The following is a 19,539-nucleotide window of genomic DNA, read 5'->3' as shown; positions in this document are numbered from 1 at the left end:
CATTGCGGAAGGTTCCGCTCCACCCTCTTGTCGGCGACCCCCGCGCCATGCGATACAGGTCTGGACCATTGCTGCCGGATGGAAGGCACGACCGTGCAACGCCCCCACGCAACCGCCGCGTCGGCCTGCTCCGCCGCCCTGCTCCTCGCCGCGCTCACCGCCTGCGGCTCCGCCCCGGAAGCGGACACCCAGAAACCCACGACACCGGGCCATGTGACAGCACAGGCCAGCAGCGCCACCTCCGTGCACGTCATGTGGGAGCCGGCCACCGACAACAAGGCGGTCACCGGTTACGAGGTCTACCGCAAGGGCAAGCAGGTCAAATCCGTCGCGGCGACCAAGGTGATGATCGACGTCGACGGGCTGACCGCCTCGACCGCCTACACCTTCACCGTCCGCGCCCGTGACGCCGCCGGGAACCTCTCCGCGCCGAGCGCCGCCGCAAACGTCATCACACCCGCCCCGACCCCCGCCGACCGCGAGCCGCCGACCCGCCCGGTGAAACTGCGCGGCACGGCGGACGGCAGCCGGGCGGCAGACCTCTCCTGGGGCGGCTCGACGGACGACGTCGGCGTCACCTCGTACGACATCTACCAGGAGGACTCCCGGATCCACAGCGTGCCCGGCACACAGACCACGGCGCATCTGACCGGACTGCGCCCCGGCACCGTCTACACCTTCACCGTCCGCGCCCGCGACGCCGCCGACACCTCCTCGTCCGACAGCAACGCCCTCGACCTCACCACCGCGTCGGCGCCGGGCGCACCGGCCGGTACCGCTCCCACCGACCTGCGGATCAGTAACCACGTCCAGGGCAAGGAGTACGCCATCGACCTGAACTGGAAGCAGCCCGAGACGGGCGGCGAGATCCCGGCGTACCAGCTCTTCATGGACGGCCGGCTGACCACCACGATCGTGTGGGGTTCCACCCCGCCCACAGGCCGGGCGAGTTACCGGCTCACCGTCAGCGACCCTCGCGGCACCCGCTATTCGATGAAGATCCGCGCCAAGCTGCCGGACGGGAAGTGGGGGGACTTCTCCGCCCAGCGCACGGTCGTCCTCGGCGACTGACGGCCTTACAGACACGGCGTGCGAGGAGCCGATCCCTCCCCGACACTGCGCCGGTCATCGTCGCCGAGGTCCCGCCGCCGTCCCCCGACGCCCCGACCGTGCTGCTCTTCGGCGCCCAGGACAGCATGTGAAACCTGCACGCGCCCCATGAACGGGTGCTGTCGGCGTTTTCCTGCGAGCGCCCTGTCCCGTTGCTCTCGTGTCGCTGGGACACGGGCGTGACGGTTCGACCTGCGTCCGGATGGCGTGGAGTCTGCCGTCGGTCGTGGTTCATGGTTCGACGGGCTGCCAGCGTCCATCGTGGAAGATCATGCCGCTTTCCTTGATGAATGCGGTGACGAGGTGGACGCGGGCGTGCCGGTAGCCGGGCAGGTAGGGGAGCTCTTCGGCCAGGAGGCGGTAGACGTCGTCGGTGTGGGGTACGGCGACGGCGGCGATGAGGTTGTCAGGGCCGGTCACTGCGGTGGCGAGGTGGACCGGCGTGCGGGCCGTGAGCTGTTTGACGGCGTCGGGCAGGGATACGGGGTCGCTCTGGATGAAAAACAGTGCCTGGATCTCCAGGCCGACCTGGCAGCGGTCGACGACGGTGGCGATTTCGGCCCCGCCGGTCAGTCTCAGCCGGTGAAGCCGACGCTGGGCGGTCGCAGCGGAGGTGTGCGTGCACGATGCGAGCCGGGCGAGGCTCATGCGGCCGTCTACGGCGAGGGCTTCGGCGAGGTGGTGTTCGTCGGCGTCGAGACGGGGTCCGGGTGCAAGACTCGGATCACCGTAAGGGTGACGGACTGTGCGGGTCTGGGCGGCGGTGAGCAGTGGTGGCTGCGGCGGTCCGGCCAGGGTGTAGGCGCGCAGGACGGGCAGGGCCCGCAGATCGAGGAGATCACCGGTGATCGGTTGGTGGCGCAGGGTCAGTTCGTTGCGCTCATCGCGGTTGCGAGGGTGGACCAGGGCGAAGATCTCGTTGTTGTCGAGCACCCATACGGTCTTCACCGGGTACATGCGGGCGAGATAGTGGGCTAAGCGCAGGGTCCGGTCGGGACGGGTGCGCAGGACAAGGATGAGGGGCCAGCCACCCCAGGCGCGGTAAGGGTTCTCCAGGGCGGTGACCGCGAGGAGCCCGGAATCCAGCAGTCGGCTGCCCCGCCTGCGGACAGTGCTCTCGCTGAGATCCAGAGCCTGAGCGATCGTCGTCCAGGAGGCGCGCCCGTTGGCCAGCAGCGCCGAGACCACCAGCTTGTCCGTCTCATCCATCGTTGCCGTCCCCCGGATTGGCTTTGGTCCGTATAGATCGCGGCGGATGTGCCCGCGGTGACGATTATCCGACGGCAGGTGGACGTGGGCGGCGAAATCCTGCACGTACGGGCCTCCGGAACCCGGCCTGGGCCTCCTGGACCAGGTGGTGGTCTTCACTGGCGTCCGTACACCACCAGACGGCACCCGCCGGAAAGAGGCAACGTTATGGAGAAGAACCGCAAGGTGACGGTCACCCTCGCTCTCGTCAGCGCGATGGCGTTCGCCGGTCTGACGTGGGGCGTCCAGGCGGGCGCCACCGAGACGGCACGGCCGGAGGGGAAGACCTCCACCAGGGTCTCCGCAGAGGTTCCCGCGCAGTCCGCGAGCACGGCGGACGGGCAGGACAAGCGGCGGAAGCTGGGCGAGCCGTGGAAGTTCGACGGCAGAACCGCCCTCTACCAGACCTCCGAGGTGCGCGATCCGCTGGGCATCCTGTTCGTGGCGGGGCAGACGGCGAAGGAAGGCAACACCTACCTCTACGCGTGGGACATGGAGAAGCAGATCGACCGGGTCTTCGACCAGGTGGAGAAATACGTCAAGGACGCCGGGTATCAGCCGAACCAGATCACGCAGCTGCGTTACTCGGTGACGGACGAGGATCTGTTCTTCAAGCACTTCGACCAGGTCATCGACCGGCTGGACGATGCCGGCATCAAGACCACCAGCGCCGCGATCGGCGTCGAGCGCCTCGCCCGGCCTGGTGTCCTCCTCGAAATCGAAGCGGTCGCGGTGCGCTGAGCCGCAGCGTTGACCGGGAGGGCCATCACAACCCCTGTGCGGCCCTCTGTTGTTTCAGAGGCCGTTCTCTCCCGGTGTTCCATCCCGAAATCTGCGCGCACCTCAATGAATTCATGCTCCGGCTCCATGCCGCACGTCCACGCTGCGCAGCACTCACAGCGTCAGCCGGGCAGAGCAACCTCATAGAAAAGAAGGCCCTGGCCATGTACAGGAAGAAGACCCTACGTCGCGGGTTGGTCGCGGCTGGTGCCACAGCCACCGTGGTGGTTGCCGTTCTGGCGACGACAGCTTCCGCGAACCCGGCGCCCGGCCACACGGACACCGCCAAGCCGACGGTTGTACTCGTCCACGGTGGTTTTGCTGACGCGTCATCGAGTTGGAACGGTGTCATCAAGCGGCTCCAGCGCGACGGCTACCCGGTAGTCGCGCCTGCCAACCCGCTTCGTGGCCAGTCCACCGATGCGCCCTACCTGGCGAGCGTCCTGAAGTCCGTCAAGGGCCCGGTCATCCTCGTCGGCCATTCGTACGGCGGCGCGGTCATCACCAACGCTGCGGTCGACAATCCCAACGTCAAGGCTCTGGTCTACGTTGCGGCCTTCGTGCCCGACAAGGGCGACAAGGTCATCGACCTCCTCAGCAAGTACCCGGGCAGCGAGATCCCGGACGCGATCAACGAGGTGCCCTTCTCGAACCCGGACGGGACGACCGGTACCGACATCTACCTCAAGGCCGACAAGTTCCGGAGCGCATTCGCCGCGGACCTTCCCCGGTCGGTCACCAATGTCATGCAGGCTGCTCAGAGGCCGGCCAGTGCAGCTCACCTCACTGACGTCACTCAGGCCGCCGCCTGGCACGATATTCCCTCCTGGGGGCTCGTCGCGGGTGCGGACAAGGCCATTCCTCCGGCGCTGCAGCGCTTCGAGTACCAGCGCGCTGGTACTCGCCGGACGGTCGAGGTTCCCGGGGCGTCTCACTCCGTCATGGTCAGCCAACCCGACACGGTCGAAAGGCTGATCAAGGCAGCCGATCGCGGTACACGCTGAACGTATTCGATCAATTGCGGCGGCCCGTCCACTTACGGACGGGCCGTCTGCCGTTGGCTCGATGCTTCGACCTCGCATGTCATTCGGCCTACTGAGATCTTCAGTTTCCGGAGACACGTGACGTCCTGCCTTCCAGAGACGTCCTGCCTTCCAGACATGGGTCTGATCCGGTCCGATCACTGGCGGCCGACAGGGGGTGACGTGACGCTCGGGCTGCGGCGCGGGTAGCTCTTGTGGCCCGGATCAGTCGGTGACGCGCACGGTCTCCACCCACCTCGGGGGCTGCGGGGCGTCCGGGCCGATGAGTGCCGCGACGAGCCGGCACGAGGGGGCCTCGTCAGGCCAGGGCGTACAGCCGTCGGTGAGGACGACGACGATGTTCGGACGGTCCCGCGCCGCGAGGGCGGCGGTGATGCCCACCCGCATGTCGGTGCCGCCGCCCCCGCTCAGCGTGATCTGCTCGGCGGCCGTCACCCGGGACACGCTCTGTACATCGGCGTCGCAGGCCAGCACGGTGACGCGGTTGCCCCGGATGCCCACCTCCCGCAGCACTCCGGTGACCTCCGCCAGCGCCGCGGCGAGCTCGTCATCACCCATCGACCCCGAGGTGTCGATGACGACGGCGACACGGGGCAACGGTCGGCGCAGGCTGGGCAGGACGACGCCGCGGAGCGCCGCGCTGCGGCGGGACGGGCGGCGGTAGGTGTAGTCGATCGCCCCGGCGGCCCACGCGGCGGCCTCCCGTACCGCGCCCGCGAGCGCCTGCCGCCAGTCGACCGTGGGCTCCAGGACCTGGTCCGCCCAGCGCTGCCAGCCCGCGGGGAGGCTGCCCCGGCTGCGCCGATGAGCGCGCATGGCCTCCGCGGTGTGGCGCCGCAGCGCATCCGCCTCGACCGGGCCGAGACGTGTCGGCCCGTCGGCCCCGGTCAGCTCCCAGGGCACCGGTTGTCCATGGGCGCCCGACCCGCAGTTGTGCGGGGGCGGGCCCGGCGGCAGACCGGGGAGATACGCCTCGAAGAGCTGCCCGTTCGGCAGGCCGAAGAGCCGCGGCTCCATCCGGCCGGCCGGCAGGGACAGGCCGTCGGCGATGAGATCGTCGTTGATCTCGCAGTCCTGGGCGACGTTGACGCGGTGCGGGTCGCGCTGGTCGGCGGCGGGCAGCCGCTCCGCCCGCCCGTGGTGGTCGCGCAGCAGATGCGCCACCTCGTGCACCCACACCGCCGCGAGCTCCGCCACCGGTGTCGCGTCGACGAAGGCGGGCGACACATAGCAACGCCAGTGCCGGTCCACGCCCATCGTCGGCACCTCAGCGCTCGCCACCACCGACAGGGCGTACAGCGCCGAGGCCAGGTAGGGCCGGTCGGTCGCCGCCCGGTAGCGGGCGGCGAGCAGCTTCGTCATGTCCAGCTGGGGCCGTTCAGGGGCGGCTTCCGGTTCCGGCACCGACGTGCCCGCCTCAGCTGCTCTGCGGCAGCGCGCCGGACAGCTGCAGCAGCTCCACGAAGGCGTCGATGCCCTCGGGCACCGGCCAGTCGGCGTCCCGCATCGCCGCCAGGTCCACCGCCGCCCTGGCCGCCACATCGGGCACACCCGCGTCCACGGCCTTCGCCAGCACCGCCCAGCCGGCCTCCCAGCGGGAGCGGGTGAGGTCGCCCTGGACGGCCGCGACGACCGCGATGAGGAAGGCCAGCTGCCGGTCGCCGCGTTCGGGCAGGGCGAACGCGGCGGGGTTCGCCAGTACGCGGTCGGGGTCGGGCAGGTCGAGGTTCTCCAGGTAGGACAGCAGCTCGATGCCCGCACCGTCCCCCACGGCCCCGGTCAACGCGGCCGCCATCGCCTCCCGCCCGGCGCCCGTCGCGTACCCGGTGGCGAGCAGCCGCAGCGCCATGTCCCAGGTCCGCGGGGACGGCCAGGCCCGGCCCCGGCTCTCCGCGTCGGCCGGAATGTGATGGACGAGGCCGGGGCGTGCGGTCAGGAAGCCGGAGATCGCACCCCGGGCCCGTGCCGCCGAGCCCGCGACCCTGGCGGCGTCGACGACCGGCACCGCGGCCTTCGGCCACGTACCGGCCATGCCCCGCGCCACGGTGCGCGGATCGTGCGTCCACTGGAGGTGTACGAAACGGTTGGCGAGCGGTGGGCTGAGGTGCCAGCCGTCCGCCGCGCTCGACGGCGGATTCGCCGCCGCCACGATGCGCACGGACTCCGGCAACGTCAGGCTGCCCACCCGCCGTTCGAGCACGACGCGCAGCAGCGCCGCCTGCACGGCCGGCGGAGCAGAGGACAACTCGTCGAAGAACAGCAGTCCCCGGCCCGTGCGCGCGAGCCGGACCGCCCAGTCCGGCGGGGCCATCGGCACCCCGGTCACGGCCGGATCGTCGCCGACGACGGGCAGACCGGCGAAGTCGGAGGGTTCGTGCACACTTGCGATGACCGTTTCCAGCGGGAGGCCGAGCCCGGCAGCGAGCTGCTCCATGCCGGCCGACTTGCCGATGCCCGGCTCACCCCAGAGCAGTACCGGCTGATTGGCCGTCACTGCCAGTGCCAGTGCCTCTAGTTGAGGATTGGTGGCGGCTTCGGTGCGCGATGTTCGCAGCCTGCGATTGAGCTCGTCGGCGGCGTCCAGGGGCCCACGAGCGGCGGCCGGAGGCGGCGGTGCGGGTGGCTGTCCCGGTGTGCTGGGGGCGATGGTACTCACCCGTCCTCTTCGTCTTCGTCGTCCTTCTCTTCTTCCCACTCGTCCCACCAGTCGGCCCCGATGTCCGGATGCTCCTTCTCCACCCGTTCCCTGAGGAAGTCCAGGTCCGTCCGCCGGTACTTGCGGATCAGCTGGTCCAGCGAGAGTTCCATCCGGTCGACGACGTCGATCCGTGCCCCTGCGTCGATCAGCGCCGTCACGAGTGCCGCCGAACCGCCATCGCCGACCGCCACGCAGAGCGGGGTGCGGTCCCGGTGGTCCCGGGCCTCCAGATCGAGTCCGGCTGTCAGGAGCCGGGGCAGCAGGGGCTCGTGGTCGAGGAGGTGCAGCACATGGAGCAGGCTGCGCCGGCCGCCGTCCCGCACCCGGGGGTCGACGCCCGCGTCCAGGAGTTCCAGGACCCCCGGGGTGTCGCCGTGCTGGGCGCGCAGAAAGAGATCCCGTCGTTGTGCCCGCAGGGCCTTGGGAAGCCGGCCCGTACCGGAGGTGCAGGCGTGCTCCACGGCGAAGCAGCCGGTGACGGCGCCGCCGAAGGCCCGCAGCGCGTTCTCGCGCTGTCGCTCCTGCGGGCTGTGCGGGGAGTCGAGCTTCCCGTCGCGGAAGACGACCTCATGCCACTCACCACGGCACCTGACCCGTACCGGCGCGGGAGGCGTCGGCCCCGGCGGACCCACTGCCGTGCCGAGGCCGGGAAAGAGGGACCCGGCGACCAGCGGATGCAGTTGCGCGGGTGCCACACCGCCGACCCGCAGCAGGTCGAGATCCGGCAGCGGCTGCCGGAGCGCCTGGGGCAGGAAGGCCGCGTCTCCGGCCGCCTCCCGCTCGACGAGCCTGATCCGCGGCCTTCTGTCGCTGCCCGTGAACTCCAGCAGGACGCAGGCGCGCCAGTCCTCGCCGATCCGAAAACGCTCCGCCGTGCTCAGCTCCGCGTACCGTCCGGCCTCCGACTCCAGCCGGGGAACATCGAGCGCCAGCCGGGCCAGGATCGTTTCCGGCGTCGCCCGGTACCACGAAGGTACTTCGGGCATGGACGGATCCAAGTCGATGCCGACCGCCGTCAGCGACTCGGTCACTTGGCCTTGTTGGTACAGCAGTGTCACCCACTCGGCACGGGCCACCGGATCACCGGTGCCCGGGTCCCTGTCGGGCAGTTCGTCCGCCCCGCGAGGTGTGCCGTCGGCCTGGAGGAACGGCAACCGGTCCGCACCGCCGGCGCGTGCCCGCAGTCCGTCGGCACGGCGCGCGTCCCACAGGTATCGGCAAGCCCGCCAGTCCTCGACGTGCCAGCGGAAGACACCGGGTGCCGCGCCATGTCGCACCGCCCCGAACCGGAGCGGGATTCGCTGCGGTCCGTCGACCATCGGAGGAGTGCGCAGGTACAGGTACGGCGCCGTCGCCCCGGGCCCGTCCGCCGTGACTCCGTAACCCGCGAGGACCACGGTCCGGTCGGTGGCGAGCGTCGAGCGTCCGCCCAGTACTCGCGGCAGATGCCAGCGCACCAGGTCGGGCACCAGATGAAGGAGATCGGACTCGAGCGCTCCGGCCACGTCCGGACCGTACTGCGCGGAGACCTCCGACAGGTCGAATGTCACATTGAACCGAGCCGCCGCGCAGGCACCATGCCAGTCCCCGGCCGCCCGCCGCCCGGCGGACTCCTCGATCATCCACTGGGGCACCGCGTACCTGCGGACCTGCCGTCGGCTCGCCATCTCGTCAGGCTCGAGGAACCCGGCTACCGCGTCCGGACTCACCGGTAGACGCTCCTGACCGCGCGCAGGTCCGCATGGGCGCCGCCGTCCGGGCGCAGCCGCGCCGCGAAGGACCGCTTCACCTTGCGGGGAAGCCCGGGGCCCAACCCCACGTACTCCAGACGGGAGTCGGCGTCGACGGCCGCGAGGAGGGTCTTCGCACCCCGCCCGGTGAGCCCGGTGTGGCACAGCTCCAGCCGCCGCAGGGGACTGCCGCGCAACGCCCCTGCCAGCGCATCGGCTCCGATGTCACCGGTGACATTGGACCGGGCCCCGAGGCTTCGCTCCGAAGGCGGCCGCCCCAGATCGAGCGCCTCGATCCCGCCGAGCGCGTCGGCCAGGGCGCGCGCCCCGGCGGGCCCGATCCCGTTGCCGCCGAGGCCGAGCCGGACCGGGCGGGCGGGGTCGGCGGCGGCCGCGAGCGCGGCGGCCCCCGCGTCACCGAGGTGGTTGGCCGGAAGGTACAACTCCCGCACCCCCGCGTCCCGGATCAGCGCGGCCAGCAGCGGGGCGGACTCGGCGCCGAGGCCGTTGCCCCCGAGGAACAGCCTCTCCACGGGCAGGGACCGCTGACTCAGCACGGCCAGCAGCGTCGTGAGGCCGTCGGCGGTGAGTCCGCTGTTCACCAGGTCGAGGGTGCGCAGAACGGTGTTGCGGCGGAGCATCGGGTCGAGCGCCCGGACACCGGCGTCACCGACGGGATTGCGTTTCAGCCACAACGCCCTGACGGTGTCGTCCTCGCTCAGCGCACCGGCGAGCGCGGTGACCCCGTCGGTTCCGATGCGATTGCAGCCGAGATAGACCGTCCGCAGCCCGTGACCGCCCCGGCCCAGTGCGTCGGCGACGGCCCGCGCCCCCTCGTCGCCCAGCGAGTTGGTGCCGAGCAGTACATGCGCGGCGTGCGGGGAGCGGGCAACGGCGGGCATCACCCGGACCGCACCTGCCACTCCCAGTCCCTGCTTGCAGAGATCGACCCGCCCGTCCGCCCGCAGCGCGCCGAGCGCGAAGCTCTCGTCGGCCTCGACAGGGTGCGCCGCTCCCAGTCGCTCCAGCAGCGGATCCAGCAGGGCCACGTCGGCGAGCGGAATGTCCGGGTGCTCGATCGCGGGACAGCGCACGGGCATCGGCTGCAACATCACTACTCCCCAGGTCCCCCGTCGGTACCCGGCCAGGAGAGGGCGACCGCGTTCTCCGCCCGCTCGGGACGAACCGACGCCATCGAATCTCCTCCACGAAAAGGTGGCAAGACCGGTCGGATTCGAACCGACGTCCTCCAGCTTGATGCGAGGGCGCGACGACCTCTGCGCTACAGCCTTGCCGCGCGTGATCCTAACCGCAGCGGCATCTAATTCGCACACCAGTACCCGCATTGATCCCCTGAGTCCTCGCTTCACCGCCGGCTGGCACGAAGCCACCGGTCCCTGTGCGCCCGGGCCCGCAAATGGTCTGTCCCTATTGGCGAGTTGGTCCAGACCATTTGGTTTCCCCTGTGCTCCATCGGTCCCTGCCTCAAGGGAGAACCATGTTCGAGCACATGACCTTCGGAAGAAGAACGGCGACCGCCCTCGTCGCCGTCCTCGGACTCCTGCTCGCACTGCTGTCCTTACAGACCGCACCCGCACACGCGGCGGGCAAGCCGACGGCCACCTTCACCTCGGCCGAAAACCGGTCGTGGCGGAAGGGACTTACGTCCTGCACAACGACACCGACACCGCCGTCACCGGCGGGAGCGTCGAGTTCGACCTGCCGGCCGGGGTCGCGATCGACACCTCCTACAACGGCACCGTCACCAATCGGGGCAGCCACATCACCGCGGTCAAAGCCCACTACAACGGTACGGTCGCCGCGCACAGCACCACCGAGCCGTACAGCTTCTGGTTCGTGGCCACCGGCCCGATCACCGCGCCGACCGGCTGCCGGATCAACGGCGACAAGTGCGACGGCTCCGCGGGTGTGCCGCTGGGCGCGCCGAGCGGGCTGAAGCGGACCGATGTCACCGCCCGCACCGCGTCGCTGTCCTGGACGGCGGCCACGGCTGGTGACTTCCCCGTGGCGTACGACGGGTGCGATCACAACACGATGTGGTCCCGTACCCATCGGAGACAGTCCGCGTCGGCGGTCGGCAACTCCACTTCGGCAGGCCAGGGATGGACCGCCAGGACGAGATGGGTCAGGTAGCCGTAGGGGCCGCCGTCCTCCCGCGGGGCGAGCACGACGCCGTGGTTGCCCATGCGCCATATCCGGCACAGCAGGTGCGGTCCCAGGCTGAGCCAGTCGTCCGACCGCAACGTACGAAGGGGCGGACCGAGCTCGTCGGCCAGGACGCCAGCCGCCCGTGCGAGCACGTCTTCGCACTGCGTTTCCGTGGGCGTCTCCAGGTGCGTCCAGCCCGGCAGCTCGGCCCAGTCCTCGACGAGCTCGCTGAGCCAGTCGTGATCACGCTCCTCGGGATCGTCCGGGTTGACCGGATACACCTCACCGAAGGTCAGCACCAGCGTGGCCTCCGGGTCGCCCAGCGGGGCGCCCTCGTACCAGAGGACGTGGTTGTGCCGGGTGCGGACCGCATCGCAGACGAGATCGGTGAACTCCCAGCCGAGTTCCGTCTCGCTGTAGTCGATGAACTGTTCTTCGGAGACTGCTGTCATGGTGGGCATGGCCAGCAACTCCCGCACGGCGGTGGGGGAGAGCGGTGAGTGGGCCAGCGAGTGCACCGGCATGTGGGGTGCGTGCTCCCTTGTTGATACGTGGACGAAGCGGGGACGGTCGCGTTCGGGTACAAACGCGTACAGGCCGGCCGCCCGTTCACCGGACGGCCGGCTGTCGGCGCGTCAGCTCCGGGCGGAGAACGCGACGAAGACGGCCCAGCCGCGCGGAGTCAGGGAGAGGACCGGGCCGTTCCTGTCCTTGGAGTCACGGACGTGGACGATGCCGGGGCGCGTCGCGACCTCAAGGCAGTCGCCACCCTCGGCGCCGCTGTAGCTGCTCTTGAACCAGTGCAGCGCGGCGACGGAATCCGTGGTCACTTCGACGTTCATACCTCTCCCAGCAACTTTTCGATGAAGGCCAGAGACTCGCACGGAGTGAGAGCCTGCGATCGGATGATCCCATAGCGGGCCGACAGCGTGCGGACCTCTTCCCGCCCGGTCACCAGTGTGCTCTTGCCCTGCACTTCGAGGTAGCCGATCTGGTCGCTGTTCTGCCGGGTGATGACGGTGAACGGCCCGTCGACACCGGCGTTGTCCTCGCGGTCCGAGGGCATGACCTGGAGCTCCACGTTGCGCTTCTGCCCGATCAGCAGGAGTTGTTCGAGCTGCCCCCGGCGCACCGCCCTGCCGCCGAGCCCGCGCGTGAGCACATACTCCTCCATCACGAAGCTGAGCAGCGGCGCCGGCCAGCGGTTGAAGATCTCCTGCCGCGCCTGCCTGGCCGAGACCCGCTGCTCGATCGTTGACCCTCATCGCTGCCGAACTGGCATCGAACGCGGTGCGTCACGGCCTGGTACCGGGACGGGACTTCCACCTGCGGCTCACCGAGTCATGCGGGAACATGCTGAACACGCTGCGGGTCGAGGTGACGGATACCCGTACCGAGCGTCTGCCGTCATCGGGAGAGTCACTCGTCCCGACGCCCGACGAGGAGTCCGGCCGCGGGCTGTACCTCGTGTCCCAGCTGGCGGACCGCTGGAGCGTGGCGCCCCGACCCGGAGCTCCGGGCAAGTGCGTATGGGCGGAAATCAGCCTTGAACCCGCGCCGTTACGACCGGCTTGAGCGACGTGGGTTCTCTTCTCTCGTTCGCGACGGTCGAGGTCCTCATCGCGTCGGACGGCGCCGGAGGAGCAGATCCGCCCATGCGGCTCCGGCCGGTTCGTGCCCTTGTCTGTGTCTTCCACCCATGTCAAACAGGTGGGGAGTGCCGAGAGACTGGGGAGACCGTGAGTGACGACGTGGTGCCAAGCGGCAGCGGGGCGATTCCTTCGGCTTGGGCGCAGAGGCACTTCGGCCCTCGGGTCGGCAGGCATGGTCGCCGCCGACCTGCCCGCATGCCGGAGGCGCCGTACCCCAGCGCGGTGACACGCGGGGGTACGGCGCCTCCCCGTCCGCCTCAGCCCAACTGCTCGTACGCCGGCAGCGTCAGGAAGTCCGCGTAGTCCTGGTCCAGGGAGACCTGGAGCAGCAGGTCGTGGGCCTGCTGCCACTTGCCGGAGGTGAACGCCTCCTCGCCGATCTCCTCGCGGATCGCTGCGAGTTCCTCGGCCGCGACCTTGCGGGCCAGGTCGGCCGTGGCGTGTTCGCCGTTCTCGAAGACCACGTCCGCGTTGATCCACTGCCAGATCTGCGAGCGCGAGATCTCCGCGGTGGCCGCGTCCTCCATGAGGTTGAAGATGGCGACGGCGCCCATGCCGCGCAGCCAGGCCTCGATGTAGCGGATGCCGACCGCGACGGCGTTGCGCAGACCGTCGTACGTGGGCTTGGCGTCCAGGGTGTCGATGGCGATCAGGTCGCCCGCCGCCACCGAGACGTCCTCGCGCAGGCGGTCCTTCTGGTTCGGCTTCTCGCCGAGGACCGCGTCGAAGGAGGCCATGGCGATCGGGACCAGGTCCGGGTGGGCGACCCAGGAGCCGTCGAAGCCGTCGTGGGCCTCGCGGTCCTTGTCGGCCTTGACCTTCTCGAAGGCGACCTTGTTGACCGCGGCGTCACGGCGGGACGGGATGAAGGCCGCCATGCCGCCGATGGCGTGCGCGCCGCGCTTGTGGCAGGTGCGGACGAGGAGTTCGGTGTACGCGCGCATGAACGGGGCGGTCATCGTCACCGCGTTGCGGTCCGGCAGGACGAACTTGGAACCGCCGTCGCGGAAGTTCTTGACGATGGAGAAGAGATAGTCCCAACGGCCCGCGTTCAGCCCCGAGGCGTGGTCGCGGAGCTCGTACAGGATCTCCTCCATCTCGTAAGCGGCAGTGATCGTCTCGATCAGGACGGTCGCGCGGACCGTGCCCTGCGGGATGCCGACGTAGTCCTGGGCGAAGACGAAGATGTCGTTCCAGAGGCGGGCCTCCAGGTGCGACTCCGTCTTCGGGAGGTAGAAGTACGGGCCCTTGCCGAGATCGATGAGCCGCTGGGCGTTGTGGAAGAAGTAGAGGCCGAAGTCGACCAGCGCACCTGGCACCGGGGCGCCGTCGAGCTGGAGGTGACGCTCGTTCAGTTGCCAGCCGCGGGGGCGGGTGACGACCGTGGCGAGCTCGTCGGCGGGCTTCAGGGCGTACGACTTGCCGGACTTCGGGTCGGTGAAATCGATGTTGCGGGTGTAGGCGTCGATCAGATTGAGCTGGCCGAGGACGACGTTCTCCCATGTGGGGGCGGACGCGTCCTCGAAGTCGGCGAGCCAGACCCTGGCGCCCGAGTTCAGGGCGTTGATGGTCATCTTGCGGTCGGTCGGACCGGTGATCTCCACCCGGCGGTCGTTCAGCGCGGCCGGGGCCGGCGCGACCTTCCAGGAGTCGTCCGCGCGGATCGCCGCCGTCTCGGGCAGGAAGTCCAGCGTGGAGGTACGGGCGATCTCGGCGCGGCGCTCGCCCCGGCGGGCGAGCAGTTCGTCACGGCGGGGCGTGAACTGCCGGTGCAGCTCGGCCACGAACGCGAGGGCCGCGGGGGTCAGGACCTCATCCTGCCGGGGCAGGGGCTCGGCATCGACGATGGCCAGCGGGGACGGCGCTGGTGCGGACATGAGCTGTCACTCCTTCAGCGGGCGGTGCGGGCGGCTTCTCACGGCCGCCGGGTCGCCTGAAACGGCACGGCGTGCCAGGGCTCCGGGATACGGCCGGGGGCGCCGTCCGGGGTGCAGAGGGCTTCTGACCAGTGGATAGTAGTTTCCTCATGGTGGAAGTTCAATGGTTTGTTGATGTCGAGATTCTCCGGGTCGACAGAAGCGGGGCGGTGCCGGCGCCGGGTGCCAGTAGGTTCACTCAAGGTGCTTGAGGTCCTCCACCGTGTCGATGTCGTACGCCTGAGCCACATCGGAACACTCGACGAGCGTGATCGCATCGCGGTGCGTCCGCAGATACGCCCGAGCGCCCTGGTCGCCCACCGCTTCCGCCGCGATGCCCGCCCACCGGTCGGCCCCGAACAGCACCGGATGGCCGCGTTCACCGTCGTACGAGGCGGCCACGAGACTCGTCCGGGAGCGGTACGCCGATCGCACCCGTGCCACCGCGTCCGCGCCGATGCCCGGCTGGTCGACCAGGAGGACGAGCGCCGCGTCCGCTCCCGTACCGGAGAGCGCCCCGAGCCCCGCCCTCAGCGACGAGCCCATGCCCTCGGTCCACTCGGGGTTGACGGTCACCGTGCAGCCGGCGAGGTCGGCGCGTGCTCCCACCTCTTCCGCCGCGGCGCCCAGGACCACATGGACGCGGTCGCAGCCGCCCTCCCGCAGCATGCGTACCGCGTGCTCCACCAGCGGCCGGCCGCGGTGTTCGAGCAGTGCCTTGGGCTTCCCGCCGAGTCGTCGTCCGCCGCCCGCGGCGAGCAGCAGCCCGGCGACCACCGGGGTCTGTGTTGTCCGAGTCATGCGGACTGGATACCTCAGATGTGCCCTCCTCGCGCAAGCGGGCCCCAGGAGGGTACGGACGGGCGGTGCCGTCCCCGGAGCCACATGCACGTCACCCTTTCGGGACACCCTGAATTCTGTCTGCGGAGTGGCGCTCGACACCTGTCATGGCGTTAACTTGCGGGCATCCCCGGACACTTGGCCGCGGTCCGGGACCCGGTCGGAACACTGGCACGAGGATGTGCGAGGGGGAGTGCTTTGTTGCGAAGCGTGGGGCAGACGCGGGTGACCGGCAGTGGTGAGGATCCGAGGGTGACGGAGCTGCGTACGGCCGTCTCCCGACTCCGCCGAGAGCTGGCGGGGCACCCCGCGGAGTTCCGGGACCGGGGGATCGCCGAGGACGAGCTGGCCGCGCTGGATGCGATGGCTGTCAGTGGCGCACCCGCGATTCCGCGCCTGCGCCGTTCGCTGCTGCTGATCGCGGGGGCGATTGGTTCGGTCAGCGCACTGGCCTCCGCGCTCAGGGACGTACGGGTCGCCGTGGATCTCTTCGGCGAGCCGCCGCGCCGCTGACGTACGGCGGCCGGGAATCAGCGGCGGATCAGCCGACGGGCCGTCGCCGCCGCGACCGCAGAGGTACGGGAGTCCACGCCCAGTTTGGCGTAGATGTGCACCAGGTGGGACTTCACCGTCGCCTGGCTCAGAAAGAGCCGCTTGCTGATCTGCAGGTTCGACAGGCCCTCGCCGACCAGCTGCAGGACTTCCAGCTCGCGCTTGGTCAGCGCCTCGGCCGGAGCCCGCATGCGGTCCATCAGCCGGTGGGCGACGGCCGGGGCGAGCGCCGACCGGCCGGCCGCCGCGGTGCGTACCGCCGCCGCCAGTTCCTCCGGCGGGGCGTCCTTCAGCAGATAGCCGGCGGCGCCCGCCTCGACCGCGGCCAGGATGTCGGCGTCCGTGTCGTACGTGGTGAGGATCAGGACCCGGGGCCCGTCCGGTTGTGCCGTGATGGCCGCGGTGGCCCGGGAGCCGTGCATGCCCGTGCCGAACTGGAGGTCCATGAGGACGACGTCGAACTCGCCGGTCGCGGCGAGCGCGACGGCCCGCTCGGCGGTGGCCGCCTCGGCGACCACACAGAAGTCGGGTTCGGAGTCGAGCACGGCCCGTAGCCCCGCCCGTACCACCGGGTGGTCGTCGGCGAGCAGCAGCCTGATGGGGGTGGTCATGCGGCGTCCTGTCCTGGCCGGCTGTCGGGGAGCGGAACGGGAAGCGGAAGGGTGAGGGCGACCGCCGTGCCCTGACCGGGCGCCGACTCGACACTGAGCGTGCCGCCCAGCGAACGGGCCCGCGACCGCATCGCCGGCAGTCCGAAGCCTCCGGTGTCGGCGTCCGTCACGGCCGGCCCGCGCCCCGGGGTGAAGCCGCGGCCGTCGTCGACGACGTCCAGCGACACCGAGGTGTCCATGAAGCTGAGAGTGATCTCCGCCCGCTGCGCCCCGGAGTGCCGCACCGTGTTGGCCAGCGCCGACTGGGCGGTACGCAGCAATGCCACCTCGTACGGGGTGGGCAGCTCCACCGGTGAGCCGCTGACCGCGAACTGCACCGTGAGGCCGGGGCCCGTGGTGCGGGACGAGAGGCGTTCCAGTGCGGCCGCCAGGGAGCCGTTCTCCAGATCGGGCGGCGACAGGGCGCGTACGAAGCGGCGGGCCTCGGCGAGATTGTCCTGCGCGGCCTCGCGGGCCCGGCGGACGTGCGCGGTGGCGGGGGCATCGGCGGACAGGGTGCGCTCGGCGGCGCGCAGCAGCAGCTGGATGCTGGACAGGCCCTGCGCCAGGGTGTCGTGGATCTCGCGGGCCAGCCGCTCACGTTCGGCCAGCGTGCCCGCGGTGCGTTCCGCCTCGGCCAGCTCCGCCCGGGTCGACATCAGCTCCTCGATGAGCTCGCGGCGCCGTTCGTTCTCCCGGAACAGCGCTTCGTACCCGAGAACCGTCGCGACCGCGACCGCCGCGCCGAGCACCGGACCGATGAAGGTGCCGGGCGTGACGGCCTGGCCGTGCAGCACGAAGCCGGCGATGGCGGCGGCAGCGGTGACCGCGACGGCCGGCAGGGCCCAGCGCGTCGGCAGCAGATGCAGCTGCAGGAAGTAGAGCGGGAACGCCACCCACAGGGCGTCGGGCGACAGGGCGAGCAGCACCAGCCAGACGGCGCCCAGCAGCGCCAGCCACGGGGCGGCCGCTCGGCTGTGCGGCTGTACGGCGGGGATGAGCGCGCCCGCCGCGTACACGGCGGCCATCACACAGGTGACCACGATGACGGCGGCGGTGTGCGGGGCGCCGTCACGGACGGCTTGTACCGCCGCAAGCGCGAGCAGCCCCACGAGCAGCGCGTGCAGGCACAGCCGCAGCGCGGCGGCGACCGGAGGGTGGGCACGGGAATTCATGATTCGTCCAGCGTAGACGGACGGCGCCCCCGCCCGGTCAATCGAAAGGTTGATGTCAGGCCCCACCGCCGAGCGATGTCTCCGAAGGCCGGCGTACCGAGACTGGGAGCATGTTCGTCGCATGGAGAGATCTCAGGTTCGCCAAGGGGCGGTTCGCGCTCATGGGCACGGTCGTGGTGCTGATCACGCTGCTCGTGGGCTTGCTGTCCGGCCTGACGGCCGGTCTGGCCCGGGAGAACACCTCGGCCGTCACAGGGCTCAACGCGGACCACCTCGCGTTCGCCGCCCCGCCCGACGGGCAGTCGGTGTCCTTCACCAACTCGACCGTCGGGGAGAGCACCTGGCAAAAGTGGGCGGAGCGGCCCGGCGTGAGCGGCGCGGAGCCGCTCGGCATCCGCACCCTCAACGCCGCCACCGTCGAGGGGGAGCACACGGCCGCCGTATCGGCGTTCGGCGTCGAGCCGGACGGGGGCCTGGCACCCATCGGTGGCGCGCGGGTCGGCACGGGGAAGGTGGTGCTGTCCGAACAGGCCGCCGACGACCTGGGCGCCGGGGCCGGAGACCGGCTGCGGCTGGGCGGCACCGAGGTGTCCGTCGTGGCGGTCGCGGGAGATGCCTCGTACAGCCATACGCCGGTCGTGTGGACCTCGCTCGACGACTGGCAGCGATTCGGGGCGGACGGCGACGGCCGGGCGCAGCACGCCACGGTGATCGCCCTGACCACCACCGCCGGCGCCGACCTCGCCGCAGGCGACAAGGCGGCGGGCACCAGCACGCTCTCCCTCGATGAGTCGCTCACCGCGATCGGCTCCTACCAGGCCGAGAACGGCTCGCTCCAGATGATGCGCGGCTTCCTCTTCGCCATCTCCGCCCTGGTCATCGGCGCCTTCTTCACCGTCTGGACGATCCAGCGCAGCGGTGATGTCGCCGTCCTCAAGGCGCTCGGCGCCTCCACCTCGTATCTGCTGCGCGACGCACTCGGGCAGGCCGTCGTGATGCTCGCCATCGGTACGGGGGTGGGCACCGCGCTCGCCTCGGGCATCGGTGCGCTGGTCAGCGGAGGGGCCGTGCCGTTCGTCCTCGACGCGGCGACCGTCCTGGTCCCGGCGGCCGTGATGATCGTCCTCGGCGCCGCCGGGGCGGCCCTGTCCATCCGGCGGATCACCGCCGTCGACCCGCTCACCGCACTCGGGAGTGCCCGATGACCCTCACCCTCGCCGATGTCACCCTCACCTACCCCGACGGCGACGGCCGGCTCACCGCCCTGGACCGCGTCTCGCTGGATGTGCCCGCCGGTTCGCTCACCGCGGTCGTCGGACCGTCCGGCTCCGGCAAGTCCAGTCTTCTGGCGGTGGCCGCGACCCTGGTCACCCCGGACGAGGGACAGGTCGTCGTCGCCGGTACGGACACCGCGGGCCTCGGCCGTGCGGAGAAGGCGGCCATGCGCCGCGAACGCATCGGCATCGTCTTCCAGCAGCCCAACCTGCTGCCGTCCCTCACCGCGGCCGAACAGCTCCAGGTGATGACCCATCTGTCGGGCGGCGCCGTACGCGGAGCCCGCGGCCGGGCGCTGGAGCTGCTGGACGCGGTCGGCCTCGCGGACAAGGCCGACCGCAGACCCCATCAGCTGTCGGGGGGACAGCGTCAGCGGATCAACATCGCCCGGGCTCTGATGAACGACCCGGCGGTGCTGCTCGTCGACGAACCGACCAGCGCACTCGACCACGAGCGGGGTGCGGCAGTGCTCGAGCTGCTGGTCAGGCTGACGACGGAGCGGTCGACGGCGACCGTGATGGTCACGCACGACCGGGCCCATCTGGACCGGGTGGACCGCACGGTCACGATGGACGACGGCCGTCTGACGGTGCCCGCACCGGCCTGGGGGGGGGGGGGGGGGGGGGGGGGGGGGGGGGGGGGGGGGGGCCCCCCCCCCCCCGCGGGCGCGCGCGGGTGCACGTCCAGGCAGGACGTCTTGT

The 19,539-nt window shown here is 70.7% G+C and carries 18 protein-coding genes, 1 tRNA gene and 2 pseudogenes; 8 read left to right on the top strand and 13 right to left on the bottom strand.

The window, feature by feature from the left end; translation table 11 throughout:
• The first annotated feature begins 78 nt into the window (after positions 1 to 78).
• Positions 79 to 1,071 carry a fibronectin type III domain-containing protein gene (locus ACZ7IB_RS21695; protein ID WP_470914668.1) on the top strand — a complete coding sequence of 331 codons (993 nt, stop codon included), beginning with the start codon at positions 79 to 81 and terminating at the stop codon, positions 1,069 to 1,071.
• Positions 1,072 to 1,341: 270 nt separating this feature from the next.
• Here the strand turns inward: ACZ7IB_RS21695 and ACZ7IB_RS21690 are convergent, their stop codons facing one another.
• Positions 1,342 to 2,319 (bottom strand): Lrp/AsnC family transcriptional regulator, encoded by a 978-nt coding sequence (locus tag ACZ7IB_RS21690; protein WP_470914666.1) that lies wholly within the window; start codon positions 2,317 to 2,319, stop codon positions 1,342 to 1,344.
• 207 nt (positions 2,320 to 2,526) lie between these two features.
• On the opposite strand from ACZ7IB_RS21690, the gene ACZ7IB_RS21685 reads away from it, so the two are divergent.
• Together ACZ7IB_RS21685 and ACZ7IB_RS21680 are read left to right on the top strand one after the other, a co-directional pair.
• Positions 2,527 to 3,099, top strand: a complete 573-nt coding sequence (locus tag ACZ7IB_RS21685; RefSeq protein ID WP_470914663.1) for a RidA family protein — start codon at positions 2,527 to 2,529, stop codon at positions 3,097 to 3,099.
• A 203-nt stretch (positions 3,100 to 3,302) separates the two neighbouring features.
• Entirely contained in the window at positions 3,303 to 4,142 is an 840-nt protein-coding gene (locus ACZ7IB_RS21680) for an alpha/beta fold hydrolase (protein ID WP_470914984.1), read from the top strand.
• Positions 4,143 to 4,385: 243 nt separating this feature from the next.
• On the opposite strand, the gene ACZ7IB_RS21675 is transcribed toward ACZ7IB_RS21680, so the two are convergent.
• From ACZ7IB_RS21675 to ACZ7IB_RS21655, 5 genes are all read right to left on the bottom strand, one after another.
• Complete coding sequence (locus tag ACZ7IB_RS21675; protein WP_470914982.1) at positions 4,386 to 5,543, bottom strand: vWA domain-containing protein; 1,158 nt, start codon at positions 5,541 to 5,543, stop codon at positions 4,386 to 4,388.
• 55 nt (positions 5,544 to 5,598) lie between these two features.
• Positions 5,599 to 6,837: an AAA family ATPase gene (locus tag ACZ7IB_RS21670; RefSeq protein ID WP_470914661.1), complete on the bottom strand. Its 1,239-nt coding sequence runs from the start codon at positions 6,835 to 6,837 to the stop codon at positions 5,599 to 5,601.
• Positions 6,834 to 8,546 carry an ankyrin repeat domain-containing protein gene (locus ACZ7IB_RS21665; protein WP_470914658.1) on the bottom strand — a complete coding sequence of 571 codons (1,713 nt, stop codon included), beginning with the start codon at positions 8,544 to 8,546 and terminating at the stop codon, positions 6,834 to 6,836. Before ACZ7IB_RS21665 ends, ACZ7IB_RS21670 begins: the two co-directional genes overlap by 4 nt.
• Before the next feature lie 38 nt (positions 8,547 to 8,584).
• A complete protein-coding gene (locus ACZ7IB_RS21660) occupies positions 8,585 to 9,721 on the bottom strand; it encodes a leucine-rich repeat domain-containing protein (RefSeq protein ID WP_470914656.1) in 1,137 nt (378 codons plus the stop codon).
• A 104-nt stretch (positions 9,722 to 9,825) separates the two neighbouring features.
• Positions 9,826 to 9,901: transfer RNA gene (locus tag ACZ7IB_RS21655), tRNA-OTHER, on the bottom strand.
• Between the two features lie 355 nt (positions 9,902 to 10,256).
• On the opposite strand from ACZ7IB_RS21655, the gene ACZ7IB_RS21650 reads away from it, so the two are divergent.
• The gene (locus ACZ7IB_RS21650; protein WP_470914653.1) at positions 10,257 to 10,763 is read left to right on the top strand and encodes a cellulose binding domain-containing protein; all 507 of its coding nucleotides are present in this window, start codon (positions 10,257 to 10,259) and stop codon (positions 10,761 to 10,763) included.
• On the opposite strand, the gene ACZ7IB_RS21645 is transcribed toward ACZ7IB_RS21650, so the two are convergent.
• The 3 genes and pseudogenes from ACZ7IB_RS21645 to ACZ7IB_RS21635 form a co-directional block, all read right to left on the bottom strand.
• Positions 10,655 to 11,302, bottom strand: a complete 648-nt coding sequence (locus ACZ7IB_RS21645) for a hypothetical protein (RefSeq protein WP_470914649.1) — start codon at positions 11,300 to 11,302, stop codon at positions 10,655 to 10,657. The two genes, ACZ7IB_RS21650 and ACZ7IB_RS21645, sit on opposite strands and share 109 nt — an antisense overlap.
• Positions 11,303 to 11,413: 111 nt before the next feature.
• Positions 11,414 to 11,620: a DUF397 domain-containing protein gene (locus ACZ7IB_RS21640; RefSeq protein WP_470914646.1), complete on the bottom strand. Its 207-nt coding sequence runs from the start codon at positions 11,618 to 11,620 to the stop codon at positions 11,414 to 11,416.
• A pseudogene (locus ACZ7IB_RS21635) lies at positions 11,617 to 12,033 on the bottom strand (DUF5753 domain-containing protein); the annotation flags it as partial. The gene ACZ7IB_RS21640 and the pseudogene ACZ7IB_RS21635, both read right to left, overlap by 4 nt.
• Here ACZ7IB_RS21635 and ACZ7IB_RS21630 point away from each other — a divergent pair.
• The gene (locus tag ACZ7IB_RS21630; protein WP_470914643.1) at positions 12,033 to 12,353 is read left to right on the top strand and encodes an ATP-binding protein; all 321 of its coding nucleotides are present in this window, start codon (positions 12,033 to 12,035) and stop codon (positions 12,351 to 12,353) included. The pseudogene ACZ7IB_RS21635 and the gene ACZ7IB_RS21630 overlap by 1 nt on opposite strands.
• Positions 12,354 to 12,687: 334 nt before the next feature.
• On the opposite strand, the gene aceB is transcribed toward ACZ7IB_RS21630, so the two are convergent.
• Both aceB and ACZ7IB_RS21620 read right to left on the bottom strand, forming a co-directional pair.
• The gene (aceB, locus tag ACZ7IB_RS21625) at positions 12,688 to 14,307 is read right to left on the bottom strand and encodes a malate synthase A (RefSeq protein ID WP_470914642.1); all 1,620 of its coding nucleotides are present in this window, start codon (positions 14,305 to 14,307) and stop codon (positions 12,688 to 12,690) included.
• A 234-nt stretch (positions 14,308 to 14,541) separates the two neighbouring features.
• Positions 14,542 to 15,147 carry a nucleotidyltransferase family protein gene (locus ACZ7IB_RS21620; RefSeq protein ID WP_470914640.1) on the bottom strand — a complete coding sequence of 202 codons (606 nt, stop codon included), beginning with the start codon at positions 15,145 to 15,147 and terminating at the stop codon, positions 14,542 to 14,544.
• A gap of 237 nt (positions 15,148 to 15,384) precedes the next feature.
• Here ACZ7IB_RS21620 and ACZ7IB_RS21615 point away from each other — a divergent pair, with 237 nt between their 5' ends.
• On the top strand, positions 15,385 to 15,699 hold the full coding sequence (locus ACZ7IB_RS21615; protein WP_470914637.1) for a DUF5955 family protein: 315 nt from the start codon (positions 15,385 to 15,387) through the stop codon (positions 15,697 to 15,699).
• Between the two features lie 17 nt (positions 15,700 to 15,716).
• On the opposite strand, the gene ACZ7IB_RS21610 is transcribed toward ACZ7IB_RS21615, so the two are convergent.
• Together ACZ7IB_RS21610 and ACZ7IB_RS21605 are read right to left on the bottom strand one after the other, a co-directional pair.
• Positions 15,717 to 16,349 carry a response regulator gene (locus ACZ7IB_RS21610; protein WP_470914634.1) on the bottom strand — a complete coding sequence of 211 codons (633 nt, stop codon included), beginning with the start codon at positions 16,347 to 16,349 and terminating at the stop codon, positions 15,717 to 15,719.
• On the bottom strand, positions 16,346 to 17,563 hold the full coding sequence (locus ACZ7IB_RS21605; RefSeq protein ID WP_470914630.1) for a sensor histidine kinase: 1,218 nt from the start codon (positions 17,561 to 17,563) through the stop codon (positions 16,346 to 16,348). Before ACZ7IB_RS21605 ends, ACZ7IB_RS21610 begins: the two co-directional genes overlap by 4 nt.
• Positions 17,564 to 17,673: 110 nt before the next feature.
• Between ACZ7IB_RS21605 and ACZ7IB_RS21600 the strand changes: the two genes are divergently transcribed.
• Complete coding sequence (locus ACZ7IB_RS21600; RefSeq protein ID WP_470914627.1) at positions 17,674 to 18,768, top strand: ABC transporter permease; 1,095 nt, start codon at positions 17,674 to 17,676, stop codon at positions 18,766 to 18,768.
• A pseudogene (locus tag ACZ7IB_RS21595) lies at positions 18,765 to 19,436 on the top strand (ABC transporter ATP-binding protein); the annotation flags it as partial. The gene ACZ7IB_RS21600 and the pseudogene ACZ7IB_RS21595, both read left to right, overlap by 4 nt.
• Positions 19,437 to 19,539: the final 103 nt, after the last annotated feature.

Source organism: Streptomyces sp. NPDC037301, assembly GCF_055602785.1.
This window is presented reverse-complemented; position numbering and strand designations above follow the sequence as displayed.

Coding starts and splice junctions, on each gene's coding strand:
- ACZ7IB_RS21695 (WP_470914668.1), top strand. CDS start 79: ATGGAAGGCACGACCGTGCAACGCCCCCACGCAACCGCCGCGTCGGCC.
- ACZ7IB_RS21690 (WP_470914666.1), bottom strand. CDS start 2,319: ATGGATGAGACGGACAAGCTGGTGGTCTCGGCGCTGCTGGCCAACGGG.
- ACZ7IB_RS21685 (WP_470914663.1), top strand. CDS start 2,527: ATGGAGAAGAACCGCAAGGTGACGGTCACCCTCGCTCTCGTCAGCGCG.
- ACZ7IB_RS21680 (WP_470914984.1), top strand. CDS start 3,303: ATGTACAGGAAGAAGACCCTACGTCGCGGGTTGGTCGCGGCTGGTGCC.
- ACZ7IB_RS21675 (WP_470914982.1), bottom strand. CDS start 5,543: ATGACGAAGCTGCTCGCCGCCCGCTACCGGGCGGCGACCGACCGGCCC.
- ACZ7IB_RS21665 (WP_470914658.1), bottom strand. CDS start 8,546: ATGGCGAGCCGACGGCAGGTCCGCAGGTACGCGGTGCCCCAGTGGATG.
- ACZ7IB_RS21660 (WP_470914656.1), bottom strand. CDS start 9,721: ATGTTGCAGCCGATGCCCGTGCGCTGTCCCGCGATCGAGCACCCGGAC.
- ACZ7IB_RS21645 (WP_470914649.1), bottom strand. CDS start 11,302: ATGCCGGTGCACTCGCTGGCCCACTCACCGCTCTCCCCCACCGCCGTG.
- ACZ7IB_RS21640 (WP_470914646.1), bottom strand. CDS start 11,620: ATGAACGTCGAAGTGACCACGGATTCCGTCGCCGCGCTGCACTGGTTC.
- aceB (WP_470914642.1), bottom strand. CDS start 14,307: ATGTCCGCACCAGCGCCGTCCCCGCTGGCCATCGTCGATGCCGAGCCC.
- ACZ7IB_RS21620 (WP_470914640.1), bottom strand. CDS start 15,147: ATGACTCGGACAACACAGACCCCGGTGGTCGCCGGGCTGCTGCTCGCC.
- ACZ7IB_RS21610 (WP_470914634.1), bottom strand. CDS start 16,349: ATGACCACCCCCATCAGGCTGCTGCTCGCCGACGACCACCCGGTGGTA.
- ACZ7IB_RS21605 (WP_470914630.1), bottom strand. CDS start 17,563: ATGAATTCCCGTGCCCACCCTCCGGTCGCCGCCGCGCTGCGGCTGTGC.
- ACZ7IB_RS21600 (WP_470914627.1), top strand. CDS start 17,674: ATGTTCGTCGCATGGAGAGATCTCAGGTTCGCCAAGGGGCGGTTCGCG.